General features: G+C 47.9%; 1 protein-coding gene and 1 rRNA gene. Both read right to left on the bottom strand.

The genetic code is table 11. The annotated features are described in order from the left end of the window. The coding region (locus QP922_RS12820) for a hypothetical protein (protein WP_284809909.1) at positions 1 to 188 on the bottom strand (188 nt) is incomplete at its 3' end. A gap of 322 nt (positions 189 to 510) precedes the next feature. Continuing rightward, a 16S ribosomal RNA gene (locus QP922_RS12815) occupies positions 511 to 572 on the bottom strand; the annotation flags it as partial.

Here is a 572-nt window from a genome sequence, read left to right as displayed (position 1 = left end):
TACACGTCCTTCATCGGCTCAGCATGCCAAGGCATCCACCATGCGCCCTCAATAACGAACACACAACCAACACACAACGGCCACCACAAAAGCAGCAACCAAAGCATGTTGGCGTGAACTACACAAAACACAAAAGAACAGAAATCACACAAACCATGACACCCACCACCAACAAAAGAAGATGGCAAGCACACAGTTTAATGCTCGCGTCCACTATACAGTTCTCACACAACACCCCACACCAACCCAACAACCACCAAGCAAAAGCCTTCGACAGTGTGCTACCAGCATGGGTTGACAACCAGGGGATAATGCCCCAGACACCCAACAATGCACCAACGTACCTTTAAAACCGTGTTAGTCAATCAACCATCTGGTCAACAATCATTCTGGTTAAGATGTATCTCCACCCGATTCAAAAAAGGTGGCAGCAAAACAATCGTCTACTCAACCACCACACACAACAAACAGTGTGCAAACACCAACTGGTGTCTTATTAATGCTCCTTAGAAAGGAGGTGATCCACCCGCACCTTCCGGTACGGGTACCTTGTTACGACTTCGTCCCAATCG

This window comes from Corynebacterium sp. MSK218 (assembly GCF_030232655.1).
In the GTDB taxonomy this organism is placed as follows: domain Bacteria; phylum Actinomycetota; class Actinomycetes; order Mycobacteriales; family Mycobacteriaceae; genus Corynebacterium.
The sequence above is the reverse complement of the archived record's forward strand: the minus strand, read 5'-3'. Positions and strand labels throughout refer to the sequence as shown.